Here is a 23,334-nt window from a genome sequence, read left to right on the forward strand (position 1 = left end):
GCAAATCAAAGGGTAATGCTTTGGAAAACTTTTAGGAGGACCTTTCGTGAACAAAACGCAATTAAAAAACGGCCTCCGGGTGGTTATGGAGAAAATACCGACTTGCCGCTCGGTATCGTTCGGCATATGGGTCAAGACCGGATCGCGCAATGAAAGACCCGAATTGGGCGGCATTTCGCATTTTATCGAGCACATGCTGTTTAAGGGAACGGAGCGATTCAGCGCCAAGGATATCGCCGAGCAGTTCGATGCGATCGGCGGAAACGTGAACGCGTTTACGTCCAAAGAATACACCTGTTTTTATGCGAAGGTGCTGGATGAGCATTTGCCGATCGCGGTGGATGTGCTGTCGGATATGTTTTTCCGTTCCCTGTTCGATGCCGAGGAGCTGCGGAAAGAGAAAAACGTCATCGTCGAGGAAATCTCCATGTACGAGGATACGCCGGACGATATGGTGCATGATCTCGTATCCCAGGCTGCTTACGGAGATCACCCTCTGGCGCTGCCGATCCTGGGCACCGAAGAGCAACTGCGCGCGATGGAGTCCGAACATCTCCGGGAATATATGCGCGAGCATTATACGATCGAAAATACGGTCATCAGCGTGGCCGGAAACATTGACGATAGCGTGATCGAGCTGTTGGAGAAGGTTTTCGGCGATTTCGGGAACCGGGGCGTGTCCGCTCCGCTGGCGGCCCCCGATTTTCTCGGAGGTTTGAAATTCCATCGCAAGAAAACGGAGCAAAATCATATCTGCTTGTCCTTTCCGGGGTTGCCCGTGGGCGAGGAGAAGCAATATGCCATGGTGCTGCTGAATAACGCTCTTGGCGGCGGGATGAGTTCCCGGCTGTTCCAGGAGATCCGCGAGAAGCGGGGGCTGGCGTATTCGGTATATTCCTACCATAGCTCCCACGTCGACAGCGGGCTGTTTACCGTTTATGCGGGGACCGCTCCGCGGCAAACCAAAGAGGTGCTTGAATTAACGAAGGAAATTTTGCATGACGTGTCCGTGAACGGGATCACCGATAGCGAGCTGAGCAAGGGGAAAGAGCAACTGAAAGGGAGTTTGATCCTAAGCCTGGAGAGCACGGGCAGCCGGATGAACCGTTTGGGCAAAAACGAGTTGATGCTCGGCCGGCATTATACGCTGGACGAAATGATCGCCCGCATCGAGGCGGTGACGATGGACGACGTGAACCAAGTGCTGAAGGGGATGTTTAAGCAGCCTTTTTCGCTCGCCATGGTGGGCTCGTCGGACAAAGTCATATCGGGAGTAAGGAGAGATGAACTTGTCATTTGAAGTGCAACTAAACCGTTTGGCGGGGAATGAAGATATCGAGCTGCCCCGCAAAATGTCGGAGCTGGCCTCCGGCTTTGATCTGTATGCGGCCGTTACGGAGGATCTGGTGCTGCAGCCGGGTCAGCGGGCCCTCGTGCCGACCGGGATCGCGATCGCGATGCCCGGCGGGCTGGAGGCCCAAATCCGCCCGCGCAGCGGGCTGGCGTACAAGCACGGCATTACGTGCCTTAATACGCCGGGCACGATCGATGCCGACTATCGCGGCGAAATCAAAGTGCTGCTGATCAACCTGGGACAAGAGCCGTTTGCGATCAAACGCAACGAGCGGATTGCGCAAATGGTGTTCCAGATCGTGCCCGAGGTAAACCTGGTGCAGGTGGACGAGTTGTCCGAGACCGTACGCGGCGCCGGCGGTTTCGGACACACCGGAACGAAGTAACCACGAGGATCGTGAGCGGGAAGCACCCATTGGTCAGTACCCTCCGGAAATAGAGGCATAAAGTGGTCTTATTTTCGTAAATGCAGGGCTTCTCGGTAAAATAGAGGAATTTTGTGCCCTTAATTTTCATCAAAACGCTAAAAAACCGTAATTTCTCGAGTTTCCGGCGGAAATAAGGCCATAAATTGCCCCTTTTTATTATGCAAAGAGTAAAGACGGCAAAATAAGGCTAAAAAAGTCCCTTTTTTCAGGCCATGCCACGCGTACACATTAAAGACCGTCCCAAAAAATCGGACGGTCTTTTTGCGTTTTCCGGATGACTAGTTTTTGGAATCGGCGAAGGCCGCTATCCACGTCTCCTCCGTATTTTTCGACGACTTGAGGAGAGTAACGAAGCAAGGCCGTAACTCCGGTACTCGTCCACATCGACATAACTCATGAATACGTCAATTACGGTGGAGTCTCCCCCCAAATTATTCCGCAAATCGACGGCAATGTGCTGAATGCCCTTCTGCCGGACTTCGGCGAAGAAATCTGCCACGGTGTCCAGATACTCGTCGTTTACGGCGCATGTATTGATTCGCAGCAAACCTAAGGACAACCTTTCGTCGATCGAATAATTAAAAAAGCTTCCGCCGACTTCGTACGGCGTATTCGATAATCCAAGATACTGCGGCCGATTAACCAGCGGCAGCTCCGCTTCGATGATCTCGCCGTTCCGGTCGATTTTCAAACGGGATTTTCCGTCCTCCAACAGGTTCAGGCGATCCAGAAAAGCTTTGCTGGCCTGCAAAGAAACGCCCTGAACTTTCACCCAGTTTTCGTTTTCCGCCGGAATCACTTTGGACAACTGGTCCAGCAACTTCGGTGGCGTAAGCCCGCCTAACTCGAGCAAAAGGTCTCCACGTTGTAGTTCCGGTGTCGATCTCAGCACGACGGGTCCCTCCGGGGTCCAAAACAGCGGCAGGTTCAAAAAGTAAGTAGAGGAGGAAGCAGGGCTGATATTGGTGTGGGCGTCATGCAGCAAGGCCACGATCTCATCGGCCCCAAAATAAAATCGTTCCAACGTCAAGGGTTGTTGGGAGGCCGAGCGGTATATTTGCTCAATCACGTTTTTTTGTTCTTCGTTCCAGCCGTCGATGTGCGACGGGTGCACCTGCCCCAGCGTACTTAAGAGGTAGTCCAGGTCTTCCTTCATTTCGGTCTCGCTCAATAGCGAAGAATCTGAAAGTTCATTGCTGGAGACGTCCTGCTGAGTTTGCTTGGCTGCCTCGATTTTAGGCTCGGGTTCTTTGGCTCCAAATCGGTTCGAGACAAGAAAAACAGTCAGAACGAGCAGTAAACAAGCTATGGACATGACCGGAAATAGAGCGCGTTTTCGCATCGCGCGACCCGCCACCATATATTGGGTGTATCCTACGAATAAAAGTATCCCAATCGCTATGATTCATTTCACACCTGCTTGGTTCTCGCCGTCTGCGCGCAAGAATAGGGCTCCGTGTTTCACCACTTCGTAGGCAGCGGCATAAGATGGTCTATACTGTGTTGCTTGGAAGGAGTGCCATCTAAGAATGCTGACCGGAATAACGATTGTGTTCCTTGGTGGAGACGCCCGCCAGGTTGAGGTGATCAACAAATGCCTGGAGCTGGATGCTACGGTGAGAGTCGCAGGCTTCGACCGGCTGGATACTCCGCTCACGGGAGTATCACAGGAAACGTTAAGTCCCGGATTGATTGCCGGCGCTGACGTCATTATCCTTCCGGTAATCGGTTGCGATGATCACGGCGTCATTCCGGCACCGTTCTCCGCGGAACAGCTTGTCATCAAACAGGAATGGTTCTCGGCTGTACGGAAAGATGCTTTGGTATATACGGGAATTGCCAAAAGCTTCTTGAAGCGGATGGGCGCCGAACACGGCTTCCGAATCATCGAGCTGCTGGAGCGCGACGACGTCGCCATTTACAACTCGATTCCGACGGCGGAAGGCGCCGTCATGATGGCGATCCAGAATACGGACATTACGATTCACGGATCAGCCTGCATCGTGCTGGGGATCGGGCGAACGGGTTTTACGCTGGCGGGCACTTTGCAGGGTTTAGGGGCGACGGTGAAGGTTGGGGTAAGGCGGGAGGACGATGTGGCACGGGCGGTGCAAATGGGCTGGAAGCCTTTTGCGACAAGGGATTTGGCCGCTAATGTCGGGGATGTTGACTTGATTTTTAACACAATTCCGACTATGATAGTCACAGCGCAGATCATCTCGAAATTGCCCCGTAGGGCCGTGATTATCGACCTTGCCTCGGCTCCCGGCGGAACGGATTTCCGTTTTGCCGAGAAGCGCGGAATCAAGGCGATCCTCGCGCCCGGTCTTCCCGGAATCGTCGCTCCCAAAACGGCTGGAATCATTATGGCCAACACGATTTGTCAGTCGATTTTGGATGAGTATCATTTACGGGGGGATGAAGAGTGAATTGGCAGGGGAAAACGGTAGGTTATGCCATTACAGGCTCGCATTGCACGTTTGCTGAGGTGATGCCTCAGGTTCAGCGTTTTGTCGACGGAGGGGCGAATGTGGTTCCGATTATTTCCCAGTCGGTCCTGATGACGGATACCCGTTTCGGTAAATCGGAAGATTGGCGAAAACAGTTGAAAGATATTACAGGGAATGATATCATTTCTTCAATTGTCGAAGCGGAGCCGCTAGGTCCGAGCAAGCTGCTTGACGTGATGGTCATTGCTCCCTGCACGGGAACGAGCACGAGCAAACTGGCCAATGCGGTAACGGACAGTCCCGTGCTGATGGCGGCCAAAGCCCAGCTGCGGAACGGACGTCCGCTTGTCATCGCGGTGTCGACAAATGACGGTTTAGGTTTTAATTTGGCGAACATCGCCAAGCTGATCGTGGCCAAAAACGTATATTTCGTCCCGTTCGGCCAAGACAATCCAACCGGCAAACCAAACTCGCTTGTGGCGAATATGGAGCTGGTTCCGGAAGCCTGCTATGCAGCGCTTGAAGGTAAACAGCTGCAACCGCTAATTATTGAACGCTTTCATGGTTGATCCCGTTTAAGTCTGCCGCCAGCAAAGGGCTGAATGCAGTAAAGGAGGCTCTTTGCCGGAACGAAGAAAATATTCGGGGATGCGCCGATGGAAGTCGCTGGACTTGCGTTCGCATTCCCGTTGTATACGGCCACTCCAAATCGGCATGCGCATCGCAGGCAGGCTTGCGATTTGGAGGAAGTGAAACGGCTTCCGGCCAAATTCCGGTGTTCAGGTCGTAGACGACCCGGCTAACCAAGCTTATCCTTTGGCGAACTCGGCTGCTGCAAAAACGATGTTTTTGTGGCCGTTTGCGCCGCGTTGAATCAGGATCGGACCCTTAAAACGAGGATCGTATCGGACAATTTGCTCAAAGGCGCAGCATGGAATGCCGTACAAATCGCGGAGATCATTGCGGCTAAAGGGTAAGCATTAGCCCTTCGTACGCACAACTAATTGAACAACGGAATGAAGTCATCGCTTTACTCCGCAACTATTAACTGGAGGAATACCCATGCGCATTTTGGTGCAAAAATTTGGTGGCACGTCCCTCTCTACAAAGGAAGCGAGAGAGCATGTCATCTCACACATTCGCCGGGAACTGGACAACGGTTTTCGGCTCGTCGTGGTGGTTTCGGCCATGGGCCGGAAAGGCGATCCCTATGCGACGGATACGCTGCTGGATTTGGTTGCCGAAGGAAACGGCACTTTGCCTCCGCGCGAACAGGATTTATTGCTGGCTTGCGGCGAAATTATTTCTGCCGCCAAGCTGTGCAGCCTTCTGGCTGAGGCCGAGATCACTTCGGTGGTATTGACCGGCGCGCAAGCGGGCTTCCGCACGGATAGCCAATACGGCAACGCGAGAATTTTGGACATCGTTCCTACGAGAGTGCTGGAAGAACTTCAGCATAAAGACGTGGTGATCGTCACCGGATTTCAGGGGCAGAACCAAGGCGGAGATTTCACGACGCTGGGCCGCGGCGGCAGCGACACGTCGGCTACGGCGCTGGGTGCTGCGCTGCATGCCGAAATGGTGGATATCTATACCGATGTCAACGGCATCCTGACGGCCGACCCGCGGATCGTGGAAGACGCGAAACCGCTGGATTACGTCAGTTACGCGGAAATCTGCAATATGGCTCATCAAGGAGCCAAGGTGATTCATCCTCGCGCGGTGGAAATCGCCATGCAGGCCGGGATTCCGGTACGGGTTCGTTCGACCTTTTCGCAGGGCGAAGGAACGCTGGTCGCCAATCCTGAAGGATTTAAAGACGTTCAGCTGGGCATCGTGGACCGTTACGTGACTGGGATAGCCTATGTGGCGAATGTGACGCAGATCCGGGTTGAATCCGCGGGTAACGGTGCCCATAACCTCCAACTGCAAGTGTTCAAGGCGATGGCGGAAAATGCCATTAGCGTTGATTTTATTAATGTGACCCCAACCGGAGTCGTTTATACCGTATTCGACAAAGATTCGGCCAAAGCCGAGGCGGTGCTGAAATCGCTGGAGCTTTCTCCGCAAATTTGTTCCGGCTGCGCCAAGGTTTCCGTCATCGGCGGCGGGATTAACGGCGTTCCGGGGATCATGGCTAACATCGTCGAGGCCCTGACGGAACAGGAGATTCAAATCTTGCAATCGGCGGATTCCAATACGACGATTTGGGTACTTGTCCATAAGGATGATATGGTTCAGGCGCTGCGAGCGCTGCATGCCAAATTCGAGCTGGGGCGTTAATGCGTTAATGTCCTAATCGGTACGAGGCGAGGGGACAGGGAATGCTATTGAGGTGCCAATAAATCGCGATGCGGGAGATGGAAGGAGGAAATGGCGTGATTGATTTCGGAAGAATGATTACAGCCATGGTAACGCCTTTTGATGAGCAAGGGAATATAGACTGGGACCAAACAGCCAGCCTGATCGATTATTTGGTGGAGGAGCAAAAAACCGAAAGCCTCGTCATCTGCGGTACAACGGGTGAGTCTCCTACCCTAAGCGATGAAGAGAAGCTGGAATTGTTCGCTTACGCGGTAAAACAAGCTGCGGGGCGCTGCAAAATTATCGCAGGCACGGGAAGCAACAATACCGCCCACTCCATCCATTTGACGCAGGAAGCGGAAAAACTCGGGGTCGATGGAGCATTGCTGGTGGCTCCGTACTATAACAAGCCGAATCAAGAAGGACTGTATCGCCATTTCGAAGCCATTGCAAACTCGACGAACCTACCGGTCATGTTGTACAACGTGCCGAGCCGGACGATCGTCAGCCTCAGCGTGGATACGACGCTGAGGCTGGCCCAAATTCCGAACGTCGTCGCTACCAAGGAATGCGCACCGCTGGATCAAGTGGCCGGAATCGTGAATAAAGCTCCCGATCATTTCAGGGTATACTCCGGGGACGACTCGTCGGCGCTGCCGGCGATGGCGGTAGGCGCTTACGGAATTGTGAGCGTAGCTAGCCATTTGGCCGGAAAGGAAATCAAGGAGATGATTAGCAGGTACCTGGCGGGCCGCGTGGAAGAGGCAGGCAAGCTGCACCGTCAATTGTTGCCGTTATTTAAAGGCCTCTTTGAGTGCCCGAACCCGGTGGCCGTCAAGTACGGGTTGAACGAAACGGGCCATAAAGTCGGTTCGGTTCGGCTCCCGCTCGTACCGCCAAGCGAGCAGGAAGCTTTGCGGATACGCGACTTGCTGAATTTGTAAGACGCTATCGCCAACCAGATATGTGCTGCATTTCCAGAAACCGATGCCATGCAAGGAGGCATCGGTTTTTTTGCTATGGAGCAAGGTAACGTTAAACGTAGGTTAAGCGCTGACTTGTATTTTACCAAATTAATCATGTATAATGGTTTCAAGTGACTGGGTGCGGTGAAATTTTTTCTAAAAGACAATGACTTTGAGAAACGGCCAGACCGTCCATAGTGAGACGGTTGTTTATTCCTGCGATAATTGTATCGTTAAGCAGTGATCGGAGCCATTTCCATATGAAACATTTGATACGACGTCCAAATCAATTAGGAGGGTTAGATTCACTTGTCTAAAAAAATGAATAATGAAAAATTGTCGATCTTCGCTTTGGGCGGCGTCGCTGAAATCGGGAAGAACATGTATGTCGTGCAATATGCCAATGACATCGTGGTTATCGATTCCGGTTTGAAATTTCCGGAAGAGGACATGCTCGGCATCGACATTGTCATTCCCGATATCACTTACTTGACGGAGAACCGTGATAAAGTAAGAGGCATCGTGCTGACGCACGGCCATGAAGACCATATCGGCGGATTGCCTTACGTGCTTAAGAACCTGAACGTTCCGGTTTACGGGACTAAACTGACCTTAGGGCTTGTGGAGAACAAGCTGAAAGAAGCGGGCCTGCTCGGCGAAACGAAACGGGTGTTGATCAACGCCGATTCGACCATCGAGTTGGGTACGACGATGAAAGCCACCTTCTTCCGGACGAATCACAGTATTCCGGATTCGGTCGGCGTCTGCATCGAAACGCCGGAAGGCAACGTCGTTCATACCGGGGACTTCAAATTTGATCATACCCCAGTCAATGATCAATATGCGGATTTGCACCGGATGGGCGAAATCGGGAAGAAAGGCGTCTTGGCTCTTCTGTCTGATAGTACGAATGCGGAAAGACCGGGCTTTACCCCATCGGAGAAAAACGTCGGCATTGTGCTGAGCGACATTTTCCATAAAGCGCAGCAGCGGGTGGTCGTGGCTACGTTCGCTTCGAACGTGCACCGGATCCAGCAGGTTATCGACGCCGCTTACGCTACCGGACGGAAGCTGGCGATCATCGGCCGCAGCATGGTGAACGTCGTGACGATTGCCGATGAGCTGGGGTATTTGAACGTACCTGACGGAATTATCATCGAGCCCGAGGAAGTCAACAAAATGGCTGCGGACCGCGTCGTCATTCTTTGCACGGGCAGCCAGGGCGAACCGATGTCCGCTTTGACGCGGATGGCCCGTTCGACTCACCGCAAGGTCGATATTTTGCCGGGCGATACCGTCATCATTGCCGCAACGCCGGTTCCGGGAAATGAGAAGTACGTTGGCCGGACCATCGACGAGTTGTTCCGCCTGGGAGCGGAAGTCATTTATAGCGGCTCGAATTCCGGCGTTCACGTATCGGGTCACGGCAGCCAGGAAGAATTGAAGCTGATGCTTAATCTGATGCGGCCTAAGTACTTTATTCCGATTCACGGCGAATATCGGATGCTTCGCAAACATGCGTTGCTGGGCGAGTCGGTGGGCGTTGAACGGGACAATATTTTCCTGGTGGATATCGGGGAAACGATCGAGATTCAAAACGGCGTTGCCCGCAAAGCCGGCAAGGTTCCGGCCGGCAACGTGCTGATCGACGGCCTCGGCGTCGGCGATGTCGGCAATATCGTACTGCGCGACCGCAAGCTGCTGTCGCAGGACGGAATTCTGGTGGTTGTCGTTACGCTCAGCAAGCAGGACGGCACGATCGTTTCCGGTCCGGATATCATCTCCAGAGGTTTCGTGTATGTCCGCGAGTCGGAAGGCTTGCTGGACGAAGCGAATCGGATCGTCTCCAGCACGCTGGAGAAATTAATGAGCGAGAACGTTAACGAATGGGCTTCGCTGAAGACCAACGTCAAAGACTCGCTCGGCCGTTTCCTGTACGAACAAACGCGTCGCAGACCGATGATCCTGCCGATCATCATGGAAGTATAAAAAAAGGATCGTAATACAAGAATTTGGCTTTAAGCACACAGTCGCCTCTTCTCTCGCCGGTAATTGGACGGTTCCTAGCGGGAGAAGGGGCTTTTTTTGCTTTAAACGCAGTACGGTATAGGAATCGCAAAAGCTTGGCGAACAGGAGCCAGGTTTTTCTTGCGTTTCGCGGCCATTGCATAGAGAGGAGAAGGTTGTCGGCATACTAGAGGTTGCGTAAAGAAAAGAGACTCTAGGCTAACTTGGCCGAAACCGAAAGGAAGGCTTACGATGAATAAGGACATTAGCAAAACGCCGGTCCGGGGCGAATCCGAGCTGCCTCCCGCTCAGCCTCAAACCGATCCGGAGAAGAAGGAAGCCACCGTTCCCGAAATGATTCAGCAGTTGGGGCAAACGGCGGTGCCGACGCCCGGCGAATCGAATGTGTATTGTTTAACGATCATCGGACAAATTGAAGGGCATTTGGTGCTGCCGCCGCAAAATAAAACGACCAAATACGAGCATCTCATCCCGCAGTTGGTCGCCGCCGAGCAAAATCCCCGAATCGAGGGGCTGTTAATCATATTAAACACCGTAGGCGGCGATGTGGAAGCCGGTCTCGCGATTGCGGAGATGATTTCCTCTTTGACCAAGCCGACCGTAACCGTCGTCATCGGCGGCGGCCATAGCATCGGCGTGCCGATCGCGGTGGCGTCCGATTATTCCTTGATCGCCGAGAGCGCTACGATGACGATCCATCCGATCCGCATGACCGGGCTCGTGATCGGCGTTCCGCAAACGTTCGAATACATCGAGAAGATGCAGGAACGGGTGGTCCGTTTCGTCACGACCCATTCGCGGATCTCGGAGGAAATGTTCAAGGAGCTGATGTTCAAGACGGGGGAATTGAACCGGGATATCGGAACCGCGGTGGGGGGGAACGATGCGGTCAAATACGGGCTGATCGATGCGATCGGAGGTATCGGAGAAGGATTGACCCAATTGAATTCCATGATCGAAGCACGGCGTAATTCGAACGCAGCGGGAGGGATCACGCAATGACCCACTACACGATTTTGCCGGAGGAGGCTTATTGGGAAAACGCCGAAAACCAGGAAGCGTATGGTGAAATCGAGTTAAACGGCGTTTTGATGCAGGTGCGGATGGAGGCCGGTAACCGGGCGACCATCATTCGTCTGTTACGCTGTCAGCTGGACGATTATTTAAACCCGGATTTGGCGCCGGGCCGGCAAATCGCTTTTTTTCCTACGCTTATCAAGTAAGACGGGCGCGCTTTTCGCGGATCCGCTATAGGTACCCCCTTTGTGAATATGGTATAATATTCATCTAGGGGGTGTTTTCGTTTGGCACGGAAACGGAAGAAGAAGAAAGCTGCCTTTGGCAGTATGCTCAAATACGAAATTTACGGAATCATCCTGATCACTTTATCGATTATTGCCTTGTCCGGGGAGGCGGCCGTCGGGAGAACGTTATCGAAAATGGCCGCATTGATTCTCGGCAAGTTTTATTTTGTGATCCCTTTGATCGGTATTTACATAGGACTGGCCGTCATGATCAACCGGAAATGGCCGAATCGCTGGAATGCGCGGCGCAGCGGCGTGTTGCTGGCAGTGCTTGCGTTTTCCCTGATGAGCACCATTTCGGCCATGGCCCAGAAAATCGCCCCGGCGGTGCCGTTGTCTTCCGGCAACATCATGGGGCAAATCCATCGGGACTTGCAAGGCGCGCTGTTTCATCCATCCGCTGCGGATGCCGGGTTCAGCTTGCTGGGCATGGATATCAGCGGCGGTTACGTGGGCGGGCTGGAGTTTGCTTTGCTGTACTCCTTGTTCGGAATGGCTGGAGCCAAGCTTATCATGATCGTAATGCTGGCGATCAGCTTCATGCTGGTGACCGGACTGTCGTACGTCGATTTGTTTCGCCTGCTGCGTTCCAAATTGGGCGTGCTGGGCGAAAGTCTGGGGAAAAAGATGCGGATGCTGCGGCCGGTACCGGTCCAGGGCAAGGCTAAGCGGATGGAGAAGGCGGTTCCCGCCGTCACGCTGTATGATGAGGATTCGGAGGAGGAGCCTTCCGGCACCGAGCCGGTCGCCGCGGCTGTCCGCAAGAAACCGGTATTTTTTCAACTGCTGAATTTCAAGGCGCGTTCATCCGATGAGGAAGGGAAGGCTTCGGATCGTTCCGAGGCTGATCCGGTGGCGCACGAGGCCGAAAGCGGCGCGCCAACAACGGCGGCAATTAACTGGAATGAGCTGGACTACGCCGGAAGTATGCACAATGAACCGCCTGCAAGTGCTGCGAACGATACCGGTCCGATCATCCGCGACTTCTTCGATCATATCCAGCGAGAAGGCGTGCTGCATGACGATGACGGTGACGAAGCGGAGAATGGCGCCGCGTACCTGGCGCCGAATGCGTCTTCGGCCGAGCCCCGCGATAGGGTGGGAGATGCCATGGAAGGGATGGCGGATGCGGAAGCCGGGGAATCCTCCGGCGGGGGGGCAGGACTGACGGGGGATGCGGAACACGCAGAGGCTCGCGTGGCATCCGCCGATCCGACCGCCGCCGAGGTAATACTGCCGCCCAAACCGGCGCCGAAGCCGTACAAGATGCCTTCGTTCCGCTTGCTGGCCAAACCTGCCGGGGCGGGCAAGTCCGGTGATCAAGCCGATTACATGCAGACGGCTCGCAAGCTGGAAGCCACGCTGGAGAGCTTCGGGGTCAGGGCCAGGGTGCTTGAGGTCGTTCGCGGTCCGGCGGTTACCCGTTATGAGATCCAGCCTGACATCGGCGTGAAGGTCAGCCGGATCGTGAACCTGACGGACGACATCGCCCTGGCGCTGGCGGCGAAGGATATTCGGATGGAAGCGCCGATCCCGGGCAAATCCGCGATCGGCATCGAGGTGCCGAATAACGAAGTATCGCTCGTGACGATGCGCGAAGTGATGGAGACGCCGACGTTTATGGATGCCGAATCCAAGCTGACCATCGCCTTCGGCCGCGACATTTCCGGCCAGACGATCGTCGGCAACCTGGCCAAGATGCCCCATCTCCTGGTGGCGGGGGCGACGGGCTCGGGGAAATCCGTTTGCATTAACGGGATCATCACCAGCATCCTGTTCAAGGCGAAACCGGATGAAGTCAAGTTCATGATGGTCGATCCGAAGATGGTCGAGCTTAATGTATACAACGGAATCCCGCACTTGCTTACGCCGGTCGTCACCGATCCGCGGAGAGCGTCGCTGGCGCTGAAGAAAATCGTCGTCGAGATGGAAAAACGCTACGAGCTGTTCTCCAAATCCGGGGCCCGGAACATTGAGGGCTATAACCAGATGATGAAAGACAACCCCGACGCAATTCTTCCTTATATCGTCGTTATCGTGGACGAGCTTGCCGATTTGATGATGGTAGCCGCGAGCGACGTCGAGGATGCCATCGCCCGGCTCGCGCAGATGGCCCGCGCGGCGGGCATCCATTTGATCATTGCCACGCAGCGGCCGTCGGTGGATGTCATTACCGGCGTCATCAAAGCGAATATTCCGTCGCGGATCGCGTTTGGCGTTTCGTCCCAGGTGGATTCGCGGACGATACTCGATATGGCCGGCGCGGAGAAGCTGCTGGGCCGCGGGGACATGCTTTACATGCCGATGGGCGCTTCGAAGCCGGTTCGGGTACAGGGCGCTTTCATGAGCGACCAGGAAGTCGAGACGATCGTGAATTACGTGCGCGGCCAAGGACAGGCCGAATACGACGAAAGCCTCGTACCCGAAGTGGACGATGAAGTACAGGAAACGGAAGAGGTTCTGGACGAGCTTTACGATCAAGCGGTACAGATCGTACTGGAGGCCAAGCAGGCTTCCGTATCGCTTCTGCAGCGGCGTATGCGCGTCGGGTATACCCGGGCCGCAAGGCTAATCGATTCCATGGAAGCAAGAGGGATCGTCGGGCCGTATGAAGGCAGCAAACCGCGGGAAGTGCTTATGTCTATCGAGCAATACAAAATGGGAAGGATCTCCTCTTGATCTTTGCGGATCGGAGGGATCCTTCCCTTTCATTTTATAGCTTGCCCGACATTTTAGGGTGCATAGGAAGGGACGACGCTTGTCATACTAAAGTTACCCATCCTTGTTAATCCACTAAAAGTGGAGTTCAAAATGACGGTTTTGAGCACCGAGAAGGTTGGATGAAGCCCCCCCGGCTGAATTCAAGATTCGATGTCGAATCCACTTCATGACCTGCTTCGTGATCAAAAGATGACTTTTTGAACTACTTCTAAAAGAAAGGTAGAGCTAAACGTATGAATAAAGCGAAAATATGGTTTGCCTCCTGTTTAGTGCTGCTTTTGTTCGGAATCGGATACGGTGCTCAGGTGCTCCGGCATACGCTGGACGAAGGTATAGACAATACGCATAAAGCGCGGCCCGCATTCAGTGAGCAAGTGATCGACTATGGAGCTTTCGGCAAAGACGTGTATGAGCTGCAGGGACGGCTGGCTTATCTCGGGTTTTATCACGGTGAGCTGGACAGCTACTTCGGACCGAAGACCCGCGACGCCCTGAAATGGTTCCAGGCGGAATTCGGGATGAAGGCCGACGGCCTGGCCGGGGCGAAAACGAAATTAAAGCTGTACAACGCGACGAAAAATTGGAAGCCGGGCATGGAATACGTAAAATCCGGCGGAGCCAATAAACAACCTGCGGCTGGCACGGACAAGAAGAAAAATACCGGAAATGATCAAGCCAAAGCGGAATCCACGGAACTATCTCCGTCGAATGCCATGGGGCTGTCCGAAAACGACCTGCGGATCATGGCCAATGCCGTATACGGCGAAGCCCGCGGCGAGCCTTTTGAAGGCCAAGTCGCGGTGGCGGCGGTCATTTTGAACCGGGTAAAATCGCCAAGTTTCCCCAATACCGCCTCCGGCGTCATTTTCCAACCCGGTGCATTTACCGCGGTGGCGGACGGGCAAATTTGGCTGGAGCCGAACCAACAGGCGCGTAAAGCCGTACAGCAGGCATTAAACGGCTGGGATCCATCCGGCGGCTGTATCTATTATTTCAATCCGAAAACGGCAACGTCGAAATGGATCTGGTCCCGTCCGCAGGTGAAGACGATCGGAGAGCATATTTTCTGCATGTAAATAGCTGATAGATCAAAGGAGCAGCCGCTTAGCGTCAGGTTGCTTCTTTCCTTTGGATTGGTATAGAATGGAACTGAATTTCATAATGTTGAAAGTTCCGAAAATGGAGGCACTACCTCTAAAGTCTCTTGCAAAGGAGTTTTGGTTTTGAACAAAACAGTATTCGAGCGCGGCAGCGTAGGCCATATCCGCCTTCACGTTCTGCCTACAACCCGATTCAAAACATTTGCCGTCTCCCTTTATGCAGGGTTGCCGCTAAGCGAGCAAACGGTTACGGCTACGGCCCTCACCCCATTCGTGCTGCGCCGGGGTACGGAATCCTACCCGGAAACGACGGAGTTCCGGGAACAGCTGGAGCATTTATACGGGGCAGGCTTTGGATTTGATGTATATAAACGAGGCAATTATCAGATTGTCCAATTTCGGATGGATACGATCAATGATTCTTTCGTGCAAAGCAGCGATTCGCTTCTAGGCAAAAGCTTTGCTTTCCTGGGCGAGGTCGTCACCAAGCCGGCCAAGGAGAACGGGGCGTTTCGGGCTTCTTACGTGGATTCGGAACGGGAATCGGTCCGCAAGAAGCTGGAAGGGATCATTAACGATAAGATCCGCTATGCCGCGGAGCGCTGCACGGAAGAGATGTTTCGCAACGATCCGTACCGGCTTCACCCGCTGGGAGAACGGAGCGAATTGGATGCAATAACGCCGCAATCGCTGTATGCCGCTTACCAAAGCTGGTTAGCGCAGGCTCATCTCGATTTGTACGTTGTGGGCGACACGACGCTGGCCGAGGTGGAAGAGCTGGTTGCGAAGCATTTTAACCTGAGCCGCTCGATTGCGCCGGAGTATCGGCTGGAACAAGTGGAAGTCCGCAGCGGGGAAGTGCGGACGGTCAAGGAAACGCTCGACGTGAATCAGGGCAAGCTGAACCTTGGGCTGCGCACGCCGATTACTTACGCGGATGACCGTTATGCCTCGGCGCTTCTGTACAACGGGATTCTCGGCAGCTATCCGCATTCCAAGCTGTTCATCAACGTACGGGAGAAAGAAAGCCTGGCTTATTACGCCGCATCCCGTTTCGACGGCCACAAGGGGATCGTCGGCATTCAATCGGGCATTGAAATCGCCAATTACGAGAAAGCGCTGAAGATCATCGAGGCGCAGCTGGCCAGCATGCGCGCGGGCGAGATCAGCGAGCTGGAAATGTCCCAAACCAAGGCGATGATTCGCAACAGCCTGCTGGAAATGCAGGATTCCGCGTTCGAAATGGTCGCTTATGATTTTAACCGCGTTTTGTCCGGCAAAGACCGCCCGGCCGAGGAATTGCTCCGCCAGGTGGAGCAGGTAACGCCGCAGGACGTCGTTCAGGCCGCGGAAACCGTCCAGCTCGACACGATATACTTTTTGACAGGCCAAAAGGAGGGGTAGCCGGATGGAAACGATTCAATACGATGCCTTGCAGGAAACGCTATACCGGGAAACGATGGATAACGGCCTTCAGGTCTATGTGCTTCCGAAGCCGGGCTTTCAAAAAACGTACGCCACGTTTTCGACCAAATACGGCTCGATCGATAATCATTTTCGGGTAGAAGGAGAAGCGGACATTTCCGTACCGGACGGCATCGCGCATTTCCTGGAGCATAAAATGTTCGAGGAGCCGGAGGGCGACATCTTTGCCACCTTCGCTTCCCAGGGCGCTTCCGCCAACGCGTTCACCAGCTTTGACCAAACGGTATACCTGTTTTCCGCCACCGAGAACATTCCGGCCAACCTGGAGACGTTGATCAATTTCGTGCAGCATCCTTATTTTACCGATCAGAACGTGGAGAAGGAAAAAGGCATCATCGGACAGGAAATCGGCATGTACCGCGATAACCCGGATTGGCGGGTGTATTTCGGCCTGATCGAAGCGATGTATAAGGTTCACCCGGTTCATATAGATATTGCGGGTACGGTCGAATCCATCGGCACCATCACGAAGGAAACGCTCTACACCTGCTATAACGCGTTTTACCATCCGAGCAACATGCTGTTGTTCGTCGTGGGCGGCGTCGATCCGGAGGAAGTGTTCAAGCTGGTCCGGAACAATCAGGCCCAAAAAGAATATAAAGCGCAGGGAGCGATCGACCGGTTATTTGAGCCGGAGCCTCGCGAGGTTTCGGAGATACGCCGGGAAACACGTTTGCCGGTTTCGCAGCCGAAGTGCCTGTTCGGCTTCAAGGAGACCCGGTTGGGGTTATCCGGAGCGGAACTGGTGCGCCGGGACCTGACCACCAAGCTGGCCCTTGACTTGCTGTTCGGCGCAAGTACCAAGCTGTATCAGAAGCTGTACGACATGGACCTGATTTCCGACAGCTTCGGCCATGAGTACAACAGCAACCCGCATTACGCTTTCTCGGCCATCGGCGGGGATACGAAGGATCCGGACCGGATGCTTGCCGCGATTAAAGAAGAAACGGAAGCGCTGCTGGCCTCCGGCTTCCACCAGGAGGATTTCGAACGGGCGCGGAAGAAGAAGATCGGCGGATATCTCCGCATGCTGAATTCTCCGGAGAACATCGCTCACGAGTTTACCCGTTACCGTTTCCGCGGCGGGGATTTGTTTGCGGTCCTTCCGCTTTACGAATCGCTTACGCTGGATGAAGTCAATGCGCGGCTGCGCGAGCATATCGACTGGAATCAGCTTGCCGTGTCGCTTGTGGTAAGCCCGTAGATGACGCAAGAACATGGGATAGGGAAAAATATCGCGGATATGACCGTCCTCATCACCGGAGCGAGCCGGGGGATCGGCGCTGAGGTGGCGCTGAGGTTTGCTGCGGTCGGCATGAACGTGGTGATTCATTATATGAAGTCGCACGAGGCGGCCAATGAGGTGGCCCGCAAATGCCTTGAGCTGGGCGCCAAAGCCTACACGGTAGCGGCGGATTTGCGCAGCCGGGAGCAAATATTGCGCATGAAGGAACGGCTGGAGAATTACGGGTTATATCCCGATATTGTCGTTAACAACGCGGGCATTTCGCATTATGGACTGCTCTCTGACGTAACGGAAGACACCTGGGACGATGTCATGAACGTCAACTTAAAAAGCGTTTTCTTGTGCAGCCAGCTGTTTATGCCTTACATGATCAGCCAGCGCTTCGGCCGGATCATCAACGTCTCGTCCATCTGGGGAATTTCCGGAGGTTCGTGCGAGGCCGTGTATTCCGCGGCGAAGGGCGGAGTCAACGCCTTTACCAAAGCGTTGGCCAAAGAGCTGGCACCCTCCGGCGTAACGGTGAACGCCGTTGCTCCTGGCGCGGTGAACACGGATATGATGGAGCAATTCGATGCCGATGAGCTGCGGCAGCTGAAAGAAGATATTCCGGCGGGACGGCTGGCTTCGCCGCAGGAAATTTCCTCCCTCGTTTATTTCCTGGCATTACCGGAATCCGGCTATATCACGGGTCAAATTATTAGCCCAAACGGCGGTTGGCTTACCTGAATTCACCGGTTTTCGCAGCATTTTTCTTTGAGACGGGCAAAGCCTTGCGCATAAAACGAACGTTTAAATCACATATTACGACTGTTGATCTTAAATCGCCAAGCGAAGGAGGATTTAATCATGTCAACAGTACTCAAAAATTTCGATACATGGAAGAAATTCCTGGGCGAACGCGTCGAGCATGCGGAAAAAGCCGGGTTCAGCGAAGAAGCTATCGCGAATCTGGCGTATGAAATCGGCGGCTTTTTGGATGACAAGGTCGATCCGCAAAACGATTCCAACCGGGCGCTCAAAGAAATTTGGGACGTCGGGACCGAGGAAGAGCGGAAGACCATTGCTCGTCTGATGGTGAAGCTGGCCAAGAAAAACGCATAGTTTCGCACCGAAAAGCTCCCCTAAAAGGGAGCTTTTCCCCCTTTGTGATCCTCCGCTTGCCTTTCATTTTCATTTTATATATCATAAAACACATATGAACTTTTGTTATCAAAGCTGGAAAGATATGTGTTGAAAAAATTTCCAAAAAATAAGCAGGGATTTAGACCTATTTTGTCGAATGGTGCTAATGAGGAATTGAAGAAGGTGTCGAAATGTTGGAGAAACAGTGGTACTTAGAGTACAAAATACATAAAAACCGCCCGGGACTTTTGGGGGATATCGCTTCTATGCTGGGAATGCTGGAGATCAATATCCTAACGATCAACGGCGTAGAAGGGAAAACGCGGGGACTATTGCTGGAGACCGACGATGACGGTAAAATCGAACAAGTCAGCACCATGCTAAGCAAGGTGGACAGCATAACGGTGACTGCGTTTCGCAATCCGCGGCTCGTCGATTTGCTGGCGGTTCGGCACGGGCGTTATATTGACCGGGATTCCGACGATCGCAAAACGTTCCGTTTTACCCGGGATGAGCTGGGAATACTCGTGGATTTCCTGGGCGAGCTATTCAAGCGGGAAGGGCATCAGGTAATCGGTCTGCGAGGGATGCCGCGCGTCGGCAAAACGGAATCGATTATCGCGGGAAGCGTATGCGCCATGAAACGCTGGACCTTCGTATCGTCGACGCTGCTTCGCCAAACGGTGCGTAGCCAATTGTCCGAAGACGAAATGAACCCTCATAACGTGTTTATTATCGACGGAATCATCAGTACTTTGCGTTCCAACGAGAAGCATCATCAATTGTTGCAGGATCTGATGTCCATGCCCTCGACCAAAGTCATTGAGCATCCGGACGTATTCGTGAAGGAATCCGAATACAATTATGACAATTTCGACATAATTATCGAGTTGCGTAACAATCCGGAGGAACAAATCGTTTATGATACGTTTACGACAATTTACACGGACGATGTGTAATGATACAACCACATAATGAATTCATAGCAGGAGGTGATGGTCGTGTCGGATTTGGGCCAGCAGTTGAGGGAAGCCCGCCTTGCCAGAGGTTTGTCGCTGGAAGACGTACAAGAAATGACGAAAATTCGCAAACGATATTTGGAAGCCATCGAAGCGGGGGATTATAAGGTTCTGCCAGGAAGCTTCTATGTCCGGGCTTTTATCAAAACGTATGCGGAGGCCGTCGGCTTGGATGCGGACGAACTGCTCGCCGAACATCGGCAAAATGTGCCTTCCACTGCTCCGGAACCTACGATGGAACCGGTCATGCAGAAACGCCGCAGCCGGCAGCACACCGACCGCAATTCGAAGTGGCTCTCCACGACGCTGATGTGGTCGTTTGCCGTGCTGATCCTGATCGTAATTTATATGTATTTTACGGTTTGGGGCAACAATTCGGATAAGGCCGATGGCGATTTGACGGATCCTACGCCGGTGACCGAAGGAAAAGCGCCTGCGGGCAACGGCAATAATGCCGGCAAGCCCGGCAACGTCGCGGAAGGCGACGCCATCGGCGGCAACAATGCCGCAAACGGCGGGAACGGGACGGACACCGGTAACGCCGGAGTAGACAACGGTACCGATACAGGCGCCAACACGAACAACGGTAACGGTACCAATACGGGCACGGGCAATACGGGCGGCGATGCCGGAGAGCCCGGCATCGCGGTCGTGGCTGACGGAGAAGAAGGCAACGTCACCAAATACAAAATTCAGAACGCCGGCACCGATCCGGTTCAAGTCGTAATTACGGCAACGGGCGAGAGCTGGGTGGAAGTGCGCAAAGGCAGTAAAAACGGCGAAAAGCTGCAATTCGGCAAAACGAAGGATGGCGACGTTCTGACGTATGACATCGCCCCGGAAGGCTTGTATATTATTTCGGGCAATTCCGCCAATACCGCGATTGCCGTTGCCGGGCAGCCGATCACGGACGGGAAAACGACTTCCCGCTTCTTGCTGAATCTGGATAACGGCAGCACGGGCACCGACAGCCCAATGGGAGATACCGGGACGGATGCCGGAGGCAATACCGCCGGCAACGATAGCGGGAACACTTCGACGGACGGCGAATAAATCGGAGCTTACTTGCCCCGCAAGCAACGGAATCTTTCAAAGCGTTGTTCTAACCAACCGGTTGAACGGCGCTTTTTTTTGCTGGAAATGGCTTAGGGTGACGGATCCACTCGACTTCGCGAAATTTTTTACATATAATTTAATCAAGAAAAGATTGGAAAGCGAAAGGAATGTGACTTATGGCTTCGGAAAGTTCATTTGACATCGTCTCGAAAATGGACATGCAGGAATTAAACAACGCGATCGACCAAACGGAACGGGAAATCGCGAGCCGGTTTGATTTCAAAGGGACCAAAAGCGAACTCAAGCTGGAGAAGGACGTGCTTGTCATCGTTTCCGACGACGATTATAAGCTGGGCGCCGTAATTGATATTTTGCAGTCGAAGATGATCAAGCGGGGATTGCCGATCAAGAACCTGGATTACGGCAAGGTGGAGCCGGCTTCGCTTGGCACGGTGCGCCAACGGATCAACTTGAAGCAGGGCATCGATCAGGAGAACGCCAAGAAAATCAACGTGCTGATTCGCGATTCGAAGCTCAAGGTCAAGAGCCAGATCCAAGGCGACCAAATCCGCGTCACCGGCAAAAGCAAGGACGACCTGCAGGATATCATGCAGATGCTGCGCAAAGCGGATTTGACGGTGGATTTGCAGTTTACGAACTTCAAATAAGGCAAACGGGGTCTCTAGCGGCGTTTACGCGCTGCGTGAGGCCATTTTCATATTTTTGACAGCATCGGTTCCCGAATATTATACTTGTAGAGGTTGTTTAAATCCTTGATATGATGGGGATCATGGCTTGAAAACTGATGGGGGAAAATGTTCATGACGGAAAAAGTTAAAATCGTGACGCTCGGTTGCGAGAAAAATCTGGTCGACTCGGAAATCATGTCGGGCTTGATTGATCAACGCGGGTACTCCCTGGTGGATGACTGCGAGGATGCCACGGTCATTATCGTCAATACGTGCGGCTTCATCGATGCGGCGAAGGAAGAGTCGGTGAATACGATTCTGGAGATGGCCGAGCTCAAGGAGAGCGGGAGGCTCAAAGCGCTGATCGTTTCCGGATGCTTGACGCAGCGATATAAGCAAGCCTTAATGGAGGAGATGCCGGAGATCGACGGGATCGTCGGTACCGGGGATTTTCACCATATCAACCGGATCGTGGACGAGGCGCTCAGAGGCAAAAAGCCGGCTTTGGTCGGCAATCCCGCCTTTAACTACGAGCAGGCGCTGCCGCGCAAGCTGACGACGGCCCGTTACACGACTTATGTGAAAATCGCCGAGGGCTGCGACAATAACTGCACCTTCTGCAGCATCCCGCTGATGCGCGGCAATTTCCGCAGCCGCTCAATGGAATCGATCCTTGAGGAAGTGCGGGGCATGACTGCCCAAGGGGTGAAGGAGATCAGCCTGATCGCCCAGGATTCCACCAACTACGGCACTGATTTGTACGGAGAATTCAAATTGCCTGAATTGATGGATCGGGTCAGTCGAGTGGACGGCATCGAATGGGTGCGGCTGCATTATGCTTACCCCGGCTTTTTTACGGACGAGCTGATCGACATGATGGCCACCAATCCGAAAATTTGCAAATACGTGGATATGCCGCTGCAGCATAGCGAAGACTCGATTTTGAAAAGAATGCGCCGTCCCGGCCGGAACCGCGACACTCGCGAGCTGATCGCCAAAATTCGTTCCCGTATCCCGAACGTTTCTTTGCGGACATCCTTGATCGTTGGTTTTCCGGGGGAAACCGAGCGGGATTTCGAGCGTCTGTGCGACTTCGTGCGCGAAGTGAAATTCGACCGGTTAGGCGTGTTTACTTATTCCAAAGAAGAGGATACGCCGGCGTCGCGTCTGCCTGATCAGGTGGACGAAGAAGTGAAGGAATGGCGGGCCAATACGCTGATGGAAATACAACGGGAGGTTGCCAACGAGAACAGCGGCAGGCACATCGGCCAAGTGGTGGACGTTCTGATCGAACGCTATGACGGCCGCAGCGACGTGTATGTGGGACGTTCTCAGTTCGACGCTCCGGAAATCGATGGAGAAGTATTCGTTACGAATTGCTCCGCGAGTATCGGGGAAATGACCAAGGTGCGGATCACGCATGCTTATGACTACGATTTGTCCGGGGAGGCCGTCCTGTGAATCTGCCCAACCGTATTACCTTAACGCGTATATTTATGATCCCGGTGATGCTGGTCTTCTTGCTGGTGGATGCGGGCTGGCTGTCCCACGAGCTGGTGCTGGGCAGCTATGCGTTGCCGGTGAATCAGCTGATCGCGGCGATTTTGTTCATCGTTGCCGCCAGTACCGACGGGATAGACGGATATATCGCCCGCAAATACAATCTGGTCACCAACTTGGGGAAATTACTGGACCCGCTGGCCGATAAGCTGCTTGTAGGCACGGTATTGATCGGCCTGGTCGCGCTCGGAAAATGCGACGCGTGGATCGCGGTCGTCATCATCAGCCGCGAGTTTGCGGTGACCGGGCTGCGCGAGGTGGCGCTGCTGGAGGGCTCCGTCATCGCCGCCAGCAAGTGGGGGAAAGCGAAAACGATCACGCAAATCATCGCCATTTCGGCGCTGCTGCTGAACAATTTTCCGTTCGAATGGCTGGCATTTCCGTTCGACGATATCGCGATGTGGCTGGCGGCGATCATTACGCTGTACTCCGGCATCGATTATTTCGTAAAAAATAAAAGCGTGCTTTCTTTTTCCAAAGCATAAACTTGGTTGTTGAGCTGAA

At 53.6% G+C, this 23,334-nt stretch carries 21 protein-coding genes; 20 read left to right on the forward strand and 1 reads right to left on the reverse strand.

The window, feature by feature from the left end:
• Positions 1-46: 46 nt before the first annotated feature.
• Positions 47-1,300 (forward strand): M16 family metallopeptidase, encoded by a 1,254-nt coding sequence (locus tag ACQ4N8_RS10175; protein ID WP_430704244.1) that lies wholly within the window; start codon positions 47-49, stop codon positions 1,298-1,300.
• Positions 1,284-1,739, forward strand: coding sequence for a dUTP diphosphatase (gene dut, locus ACQ4N8_RS10180; RefSeq protein WP_430704245.1), 456 nt, complete (start codon positions 1,284-1,286; stop codon positions 1,737-1,739). The genes ACQ4N8_RS10175 and dut overlap by 17 nt, the downstream gene beginning before the upstream one ends.
• Positions 1,740-2,085: 346 nt before the next feature.
• Here the strand turns inward: dut and ACQ4N8_RS10185 are convergent, their stop codons facing one another.
• Positions 2,086-3,123 carry a hypothetical protein gene (locus ACQ4N8_RS10185; protein WP_430704246.1) on the reverse strand — a complete coding sequence of 346 codons (1,038 nt, stop codon included), beginning with the start codon at positions 3,121-3,123 and terminating at the stop codon, positions 2,086-2,088.
• A 187-nt stretch (positions 3,124-3,310) separates the two neighbouring features.
• Between ACQ4N8_RS10185 and dpsA the strand changes: the two genes are divergently transcribed.
• From dpsA to pgsA, 18 genes are all read left to right on the forward strand, one after another.
• Positions 3,311-4,210 (forward strand): dipicolinate synthase subunit DpsA, encoded by a 900-nt coding sequence (dpsA, locus tag ACQ4N8_RS10190; RefSeq protein ID WP_430704247.1) that lies wholly within the window; start codon positions 3,311-3,313, stop codon positions 4,208-4,210.
• Complete coding sequence (locus ACQ4N8_RS10195) at positions 4,207-4,800, forward strand: dipicolinate synthase subunit B (RefSeq protein ID WP_430704248.1); 594 nt, start codon at positions 4,207-4,209, stop codon at positions 4,798-4,800. Before dpsA ends, ACQ4N8_RS10195 begins: the two co-directional genes overlap by 4 nt.
• Before the next feature lie 493 nt (positions 4,801-5,293).
• On the forward strand, positions 5,294-6,514 hold the full coding sequence (gene dapG / locus ACQ4N8_RS10200) for an aspartate kinase (protein WP_430704249.1): 1,221 nt from the start codon (positions 5,294-5,296) through the stop codon (positions 6,512-6,514).
• Between the two features lie 95 nt (positions 6,515-6,609).
• A complete protein-coding gene (dapA, locus tag ACQ4N8_RS10205; protein ID WP_430704250.1) occupies positions 6,610-7,479 on the forward strand; it encodes a 4-hydroxy-tetrahydrodipicolinate synthase in 870 nt (289 codons plus the stop codon).
• Between the two features lie 330 nt (positions 7,480-7,809).
• A complete protein-coding gene (locus tag ACQ4N8_RS10210; protein ID WP_430704251.1) occupies positions 7,810-9,489 on the forward strand; it encodes a ribonuclease J in 1,680 nt (559 codons plus the stop codon).
• A 270-nt stretch (positions 9,490-9,759) separates the two neighbouring features.
• Entirely contained in the window at positions 9,760-10,530 is a 771-nt protein-coding gene (locus ACQ4N8_RS10215; protein ID WP_430704252.1) for a ClpP family protease, read from the forward strand.
• Positions 10,527-10,751 (forward strand): YlzJ-like family protein, encoded by a 225-nt coding sequence (locus ACQ4N8_RS10220; RefSeq protein ID WP_430704253.1) that lies wholly within the window; start codon positions 10,527-10,529, stop codon positions 10,749-10,751. Before ACQ4N8_RS10215 ends, ACQ4N8_RS10220 begins: the two co-directional genes overlap by 4 nt.
• A gap of 81 nt (positions 10,752-10,832) precedes the next feature.
• Entirely contained in the window at positions 10,833-13,511 is a 2,679-nt protein-coding gene (locus ACQ4N8_RS10225; protein ID WP_430704254.1) for a DNA translocase FtsK, read from the forward strand.
• Positions 13,512-13,786: 275 nt separating this feature from the next.
• Positions 13,787-14,629, forward strand: a complete 843-nt coding sequence (sleB, locus tag ACQ4N8_RS10230; RefSeq protein WP_430704255.1) for a spore cortex-lytic enzyme — start codon at positions 13,787-13,789, stop codon at positions 14,627-14,629.
• Between the two features lie 147 nt (positions 14,630-14,776).
• Positions 14,777-16,057 (forward strand): EF-P 5-aminopentanol modification-associated protein YfmF, encoded by a 1,281-nt coding sequence (gene yfmF / locus ACQ4N8_RS10235; protein WP_430704256.1) that lies wholly within the window; start codon positions 14,777-14,779, stop codon positions 16,055-16,057.
• 4 nt (positions 16,058-16,061) lie between these two features.
• The gene (gene yfmH, locus ACQ4N8_RS10240) at positions 16,062-17,342 is read left to right on the forward strand and encodes an EF-P 5-aminopentanol modification-associated protein YfmH (protein WP_430704257.1); all 1,281 of its coding nucleotides are present in this window, start codon (positions 16,062-16,064) and stop codon (positions 17,340-17,342) included.
• Positions 17,343-18,110 carry an elongation factor P 5-aminopentanone reductase gene (gene ymfI, locus ACQ4N8_RS10245; protein WP_430704258.1) on the forward strand — a complete coding sequence of 256 codons (768 nt, stop codon included), beginning with the start codon at positions 17,343-17,345 and terminating at the stop codon, positions 18,108-18,110. It abuts the gene before it with no gap.
• Positions 18,111-18,230: 120 nt separating this feature from the next.
• A complete protein-coding gene (locus ACQ4N8_RS10250; protein WP_430704259.1) occupies positions 18,231-18,485 on the forward strand; it encodes a DUF3243 domain-containing protein in 255 nt (84 codons plus the stop codon).
• Positions 18,486-18,697: 212 nt separating this feature from the next.
• Positions 18,698-19,465, forward strand: coding sequence for a DUF3388 domain-containing protein (locus ACQ4N8_RS10255; protein ID WP_430704260.1), 768 nt, complete (start codon positions 18,698-18,700; stop codon positions 19,463-19,465).
• A 36-nt stretch (positions 19,466-19,501) separates the two neighbouring features.
• Complete coding sequence (locus tag ACQ4N8_RS10260; RefSeq protein ID WP_430704261.1) at positions 19,502-20,578, forward strand: helix-turn-helix domain-containing protein; 1,077 nt, start codon at positions 19,502-19,504, stop codon at positions 20,576-20,578.
• A 179-nt stretch (positions 20,579-20,757) separates the two neighbouring features.
• Positions 20,758-21,249 carry a YajQ family cyclic di-GMP-binding protein gene (locus tag ACQ4N8_RS10265; RefSeq protein WP_430704262.1) on the forward strand — a complete coding sequence of 164 codons (492 nt, stop codon included), beginning with the start codon at positions 20,758-20,760 and terminating at the stop codon, positions 21,247-21,249.
• A 153-nt stretch (positions 21,250-21,402) separates the two neighbouring features.
• On the forward strand, positions 21,403-22,731 hold the full coding sequence (rimO, locus tag ACQ4N8_RS10270) for a 30S ribosomal protein S12 methylthiotransferase RimO (RefSeq protein ID WP_430704263.1): 1,329 nt from the start codon (positions 21,403-21,405) through the stop codon (positions 22,729-22,731).
• Positions 22,728-23,315, forward strand: coding sequence for a CDP-diacylglycerol--glycerol-3-phosphate 3-phosphatidyltransferase (gene pgsA / locus ACQ4N8_RS10275; RefSeq protein ID WP_430704264.1), 588 nt, complete (start codon positions 22,728-22,730; stop codon positions 23,313-23,315). The genes rimO and pgsA overlap by 4 nt, the downstream gene beginning before the upstream one ends.
• The last annotated feature ends 19 nt before the right edge of the window (positions 23,316-23,334 follow it).

It is taken from the genome of Paenibacillus macerans (genome assembly GCF_050565405.1).
GTDB lineage: Bacteria > Bacillota > Bacilli > Paenibacillales > Paenibacillaceae > Fontibacillus > Fontibacillus macerans_B.

Excerpts from the sequence above, each read along its gene's own strand:
- dut (WP_430704245.1), top strand. The coding sequence starts at position 1,284 with ATGAACTTGTCATTTGAAGTGCAACTAAACCGTTTGGCGGGGAATGAA.
- ACQ4N8_RS10185 (WP_430704246.1), bottom strand. The coding sequence starts at position 3,123 with ATGCGAAAACGCGCTCTATTTCCGGTCATGTCCATAGCTTGTTTACTG.
- dpsA (WP_430704247.1), top strand. The coding sequence starts at position 3,311 with ATGCTGACCGGAATAACGATTGTGTTCCTTGGTGGAGACGCCCGCCAG.
- dapG (WP_430704249.1), top strand. The coding sequence starts at position 5,294 with ATGCGCATTTTGGTGCAAAAATTTGGTGGCACGTCCCTCTCTACAAAG.
- ACQ4N8_RS10215 (WP_430704252.1), top strand. The coding sequence starts at position 9,760 with ATGAATAAGGACATTAGCAAAACGCCGGTCCGGGGCGAATCCGAGCTG.
- ACQ4N8_RS10220 (WP_430704253.1), top strand. The coding sequence starts at position 10,527 with ATGACCCACTACACGATTTTGCCGGAGGAGGCTTATTGGGAAAACGCC.
- sleB (WP_430704255.1), top strand. The coding sequence starts at position 13,787 with ATGAATAAAGCGAAAATATGGTTTGCCTCCTGTTTAGTGCTGCTTTTG.
- yfmH (WP_430704257.1), top strand. The coding sequence starts at position 16,062 with ATGGAAACGATTCAATACGATGCCTTGCAGGAAACGCTATACCGGGAA.
- ymfI (WP_430704258.1), top strand. The coding sequence starts at position 17,343 with ATGACGCAAGAACATGGGATAGGGAAAAATATCGCGGATATGACCGTC.
- ACQ4N8_RS10250 (WP_430704259.1), top strand. The coding sequence starts at position 18,231 with ATGTCAACAGTACTCAAAAATTTCGATACATGGAAGAAATTCCTGGGC.
- ACQ4N8_RS10255 (WP_430704260.1), top strand. The coding sequence starts at position 18,698 with ATGTTGGAGAAACAGTGGTACTTAGAGTACAAAATACATAAAAACCGC.
- ACQ4N8_RS10260 (WP_430704261.1), top strand. The coding sequence starts at position 19,502 with ATGGTCGTGTCGGATTTGGGCCAGCAGTTGAGGGAAGCCCGCCTTGCC.
- ACQ4N8_RS10265 (WP_430704262.1), top strand. The coding sequence starts at position 20,758 with ATGGCTTCGGAAAGTTCATTTGACATCGTCTCGAAAATGGACATGCAG.
- rimO (WP_430704263.1), top strand. The coding sequence starts at position 21,403 with ATGACGGAAAAAGTTAAAATCGTGACGCTCGGTTGCGAGAAAAATCTG.